This is a genomic window from Protofrankia sp. Cj3 (genome assembly GCF_917627355.1).
Lineage (GTDB): Bacteria > Actinomycetota > Actinomycetes > Frankiales > Frankiaceae > Protofrankia.
Window position 1 is genome coordinate 13,324 of record NZ_CAKJTR010000092.1, and the last position, 3,742, is coordinate 17,065.

The 3,742-nt window shown below is 68.7% G+C and carries 5 protein-coding genes; 2 read left to right on the top strand and 3 right to left on the bottom strand.

Going from position 1 to position 3,742, the window contains the following annotated elements:
* Positions 1–70 precede the first annotated feature (70 nt).
* Together MJ783_RS13880 and MJ783_RS13885 are read right to left on the bottom strand one after the other, a co-directional pair.
* Positions 71–1,699: a plasmid pRiA4b ORF-3 family protein gene (locus MJ783_RS13880; protein ID WP_239310856.1), complete on the bottom strand. Its 1,629-nt coding sequence runs from the start codon at positions 1,697–1,699 to the stop codon at positions 71–73.
* Positions 1,700–1,787: 88 nt separating this feature from the next.
* On the bottom strand, positions 1,788–1,949 hold the full coding sequence (locus MJ783_RS13885; RefSeq protein WP_239310857.1) for a hypothetical protein: 162 nt from the start codon (positions 1,947–1,949) through the stop codon (positions 1,788–1,790).
* Positions 1,950–1,967: 18 nt separating this feature from the next.
* On the opposite strand from MJ783_RS13885, the gene MJ783_RS13890 reads away from it, so the two are divergent.
* Both MJ783_RS13890 and MJ783_RS13895 read left to right on the top strand, forming a co-directional pair.
* Positions 1,968–2,219: a ribbon-helix-helix protein, CopG family gene (locus tag MJ783_RS13890; protein WP_239310858.1), complete on the top strand. Its 252-nt coding sequence runs from the start codon at positions 1,968–1,970 to the stop codon at positions 2,217–2,219.
* Positions 2,219–2,599 carry a type II toxin-antitoxin system VapC family toxin gene (locus MJ783_RS13895; protein WP_239310859.1) on the top strand — a complete coding sequence of 127 codons (381 nt, stop codon included), beginning with the start codon at positions 2,219–2,221 and terminating at the stop codon, positions 2,597–2,599. The genes MJ783_RS13890 and MJ783_RS13895 overlap by 1 nt, the downstream gene beginning before the upstream one ends.
* A 126-nt stretch (positions 2,600–2,725) precedes the next feature.
* Here MJ783_RS13895 and MJ783_RS13900 read toward each other — a convergent pair.
* Positions 2,726–3,742, bottom strand: a 1,017-nt coding sequence (locus tag MJ783_RS13900) for a LacI family DNA-binding transcriptional regulator (RefSeq protein ID WP_239310860.1), incomplete at its 5' end; no start/stop codon positions are given.

The following is a 3,742-nucleotide window of genomic DNA, read 5'->3' on the forward strand; positions in this document are numbered from 1 at the left end:
GCACAGGCCGGCGATGGGCAGGTTGCCTCCGCATGCGCGTGGATCTTCCCACGGGCCGGGAGATCCGCCGCTATCTCGGCGCGACCGGGCTGGCAGGCGCGAGATCTACGGTGGCCGCGTCGTCGGTCCCGACGTCATCCTGCTCCGGAACGAGTTCGGCGAGGCGCTTGTTGATCTCCTCACTGTCGAACGGCACCGAGCCGGGCTCCGAGTCCTCCGGGTTCCAGTACTCGACCGGTGCGTCACCTTTCCCAGCCAAGCAGACGATGCGGAGCGGCCCGGCTTCGACGGCGTCCGCGGCCTCGTTAAAGTCGAAGCCCTCCAACGTTACGGTGTGCTTCCAGGATGCGCCGAAATCGTAGAGATAGTCCAGCCGGGAGCCCACCCGCGGCAGCACGCGGTAGAGCGAGGTGCTGTCCTCGTCCTCGGCTTCGTCGATGTCACCGAACCTCAGCCCGTTCTCGGCGGTGAAAGCGTGGAGATGGTCTCCGTCCCAGCCGAACAGGGCCTGGATGACCAGGTGCAGGTCGGCAAGGCTCGCGGCGGCCGGGATCCGCACCCTGCGCCATGCTCGTGGCCGCCAGCCGTCCAGCTCGACCTTCAGCCGGAGGGCACGGGGCCGCCCGCCGGCCTCGAGAACCGCGTGGATGGCCTCGCGCAGCTCGGGTTCGTCCGGGTGCCCGCCGCCGACGGCTCTGGCCAGGCCACCGACCATGGTGACCTCGTCGAGAACGGCCTGTGTGCCGTAGCGGTGCAGGATGGCGAGCAAGAACTCGGTGCGCAGCCAGCGGGTCTGCGTGGCGTCGGGTTCATCGCCCAGCCCGTGGGCGAAAAGGGCGTCGACCGCGTGCGGCGCGAGCGTCGGCAGGTCCCGGACAGCCATCATCGCGGGTAGCATCTCAGGCCCGTGACAGATGACAGCCTCCACCACGACCCCGCGGGCGGCAGGCCCCGCGTCGGCGGCTGCTCGCAGTAGCTCGGTGAGCAGCCCGATGCTGTCGCGCTCGCCTGTCCACTGAGCGAGCAGCATGTCGACCTGCTCGCTGCTGTCGGTCGCGACGAGGCGGGCGACGAGTTCGGCTGCCGGCAGCGAGGGCGTCACCTGAGACGCGCGCACGACCTCGTGAAGCCAACGGCCCAGCGGCGTGAGCGCGACGCGGTCGGCCCCGCTGTCCACTGCCGCGAACGACTCCAGCAGCCGCAGCACGCTGTCAAACCGCCCCATGCTGCCGCTGAACGAACCGAGTACGAGCGAGCTGGACATCCAGTCAAGGTCGTAGAGCCGGTCACGGAGTCGCTTGGCCACCTCGTCCTGACGCAGGCTCGGCTGTTCGCTCAGGATCGACAGGAGCAGATGACAGGCAAGCAGCACCCCGGCCCGGTTCCGGTCGCGCGACTGGCTCCGGCAGACCTCCTCCAACGCCGTGGCCCAGGTGTTCAGCATGCTGGCATCGGTGTCGGTCCCGTCCGTGCCCGGAGAGACCGCGGTGTCCGTGCTTTCGGCGGGGGAATCCGCAGGGCAGGTGCCCACCGCGCGACCGCCGCCGATGACCAGCCAGCGGGCCGACCGCGCGGCCAGCCATGCAAGGTGTAACTCTGGGACGTCGGCCGCTGTGCGTACCTTTCCCGGAGCGGGCAGGCCCGCGCCGGCCGCGGCAGCCGCGACATCAACCGGTCGGAGCACCTCCTTCGCTGTCACGGGACGACCAGGGCCGACCCAGGCAGCGAGCCGCCGTGCGCGGGACAGCGCCTGACAACCGGCCGCGGCGCGGGCAAGCTCTGCGAGATCAGCGGGCGGGACTGTGACTGGAGAGGAAGAGATCACGGCCGTTAGCGTAGACAGCCTGGGCGACCGTGACGTCATCGAGTCGGGGGATGTCTGGTGTGCCCTCGGAGATCGGCTCACCCAGGTCCATCCCGCCCCCGAGCAGCGCCACCTGTGCCGTCAAACGATGTAGGTTTACATCATGGCGCACCGTACACAGATCACTCTGGCCGACGAGCAGTACGAGCGGCTGCGGGCCGAGTCCCGGCGCAGCGGGCTCGGCCTCGCCGAGCTTGTGCGCCGCGCGGTGGACCGGGTGTACGGTTCGAGCCGCCCGGAGGAAACGGTGCGCGCTCTGGACGCCAGCTTCGGGAGCTGGACGGGCCGCGTGGACGACGGGGCGAGCTACGTAGAAGGGCTGCGGCGCGGGATGGCACACCGCCTCGCCGACTGATGGCAATCGTCGTCGACACCTCGGTGCTCATCGATCATCTCCGTGGCGACCAGGGTGCGCGCGGCGCGCTGCGCCAGGCCGCGCAGGCGGGGGAACGCCTGGTCGCCTCAGTCCTGACGAAGGTCGAGATATTGGCGGGGATGCGGGCGGGCGAGGAACATGCGACGCACCGCCTGCTGGACAGTCTCGACATGGTCGGAGTCGATGACTCCATGGCCGAACGTGCCGGTATGCTCGCCAATCGCTACCTGCGTTCCCATCCCGGTGTCGACCCTGTCGATTACGTCATCGCCGCGACAGCACAGCACCTGGACGCCGATCTGTGGACCCGTAACCCGAAGCATTTCCCGATGTTTTCTGGGCTCGCGGCACCGTATTGAGTGCCAGACACCCGCCTCGGTGACAACGTCAGCCTCAGCCGGAGACAGCCAGCGAGAGTGTCGTTCCAAAGAGCCGACGGCTCGGGCCCCATGGCCGGACCGGAGAGGTCAGCGCCGTGCGTCAGATCACGGCCCGCGTTTCTCACCGGCGGAGCCGCGGGCGACCAGCGTCGGTTCGAAAACGATGCTGACCGGCTCACCGGGGTGTTCAACGACGAGTTCGGCCGCCCGTCGGCCCATCTGGTACGAGGGCTGGGTGATCACGGTGATCCCGAGCGCGGTGGCCCAGGGAAAGTCATCCATGGTCAGGAACGCGATGTCGTCGGGAATGGCGAGGCCTCGAGCGGTCAACGCCGCGTGGACAGCGATGGTCAGGCGCCCGGTGGTGCAGGCGATCGCGTCCAACGGCCTTTTTCGATCATGTGCACGCGCGAGGAGCGTACCGACGGCGCGGTCGACCTCCTTCGCAGTCTCCGCTACGGTCACCGCGTCCTGGGGCAGGGGCAGATCGAAATCAGTGAAAGCCTGCCGCAGCCCCGCCGTGCGCTCGATCTGGGACGGGCGGCCCCCGGAGGTGACAACACCGACGGACGACCGCCCGCACTCGGCCAGATGCACGGCCATCAGACGACCGGCCCCGAGGTTGTTCAGACTGATCGAGTGCATGCCCCGCGGCGGGTCCCGCACGATGCGCGCGACAATCACGCATGGCGTGCCGTTCTCGGCCATGTGGCGGGTGCGGCTGTCAGTCCCCTCGCCGGTCGTCACGATCAGTCCACGCACGCGGTGTTCGTCCATCATCCGGACCAGGGCGATCTCATGGTCGATCTGACGAAACGTGTTGGCGAACATGACGAGGCTGTCGTTAGCGGCGGCCACGTCGTCGATGCCACGGATCAGGTCGAGGTAGAAGGGGCTGCTCAAGTCGCGGATGACAACTCCGATCGTGCTGGAGCGTCCGGCGAAAATACTCCTGGTGAGCGCGTTGGGGGTGTATTCGAGACGCGTGACCGCCTCCCGCACCCTGATGGCCGTCGCCTCGGTCACGGCCCCGCCGTTAAGCACCCGGGAGACCGTGGCCGTGGACACGCCGGCGTGCGCGGCGACGTCGCCGATGGTGACCCGCTTCACCATGGTCGCTCC

Bases quoted from the DNA above. Each gene is read 5' to 3' on its own strand.
- MJ783_RS13895 (WP_239310859.1), top strand. From the start codon at position 2,219: ATGGCAATCGTCGTCGACACCTCGGTGCTCATCGATCATCTCCGTGGC.
- MJ783_RS13890 (WP_239310858.1), top strand. From the start codon at position 1,968: ATGGCGCACCGTACACAGATCACTCTGGCCGACGAGCAGTACGAGCGG.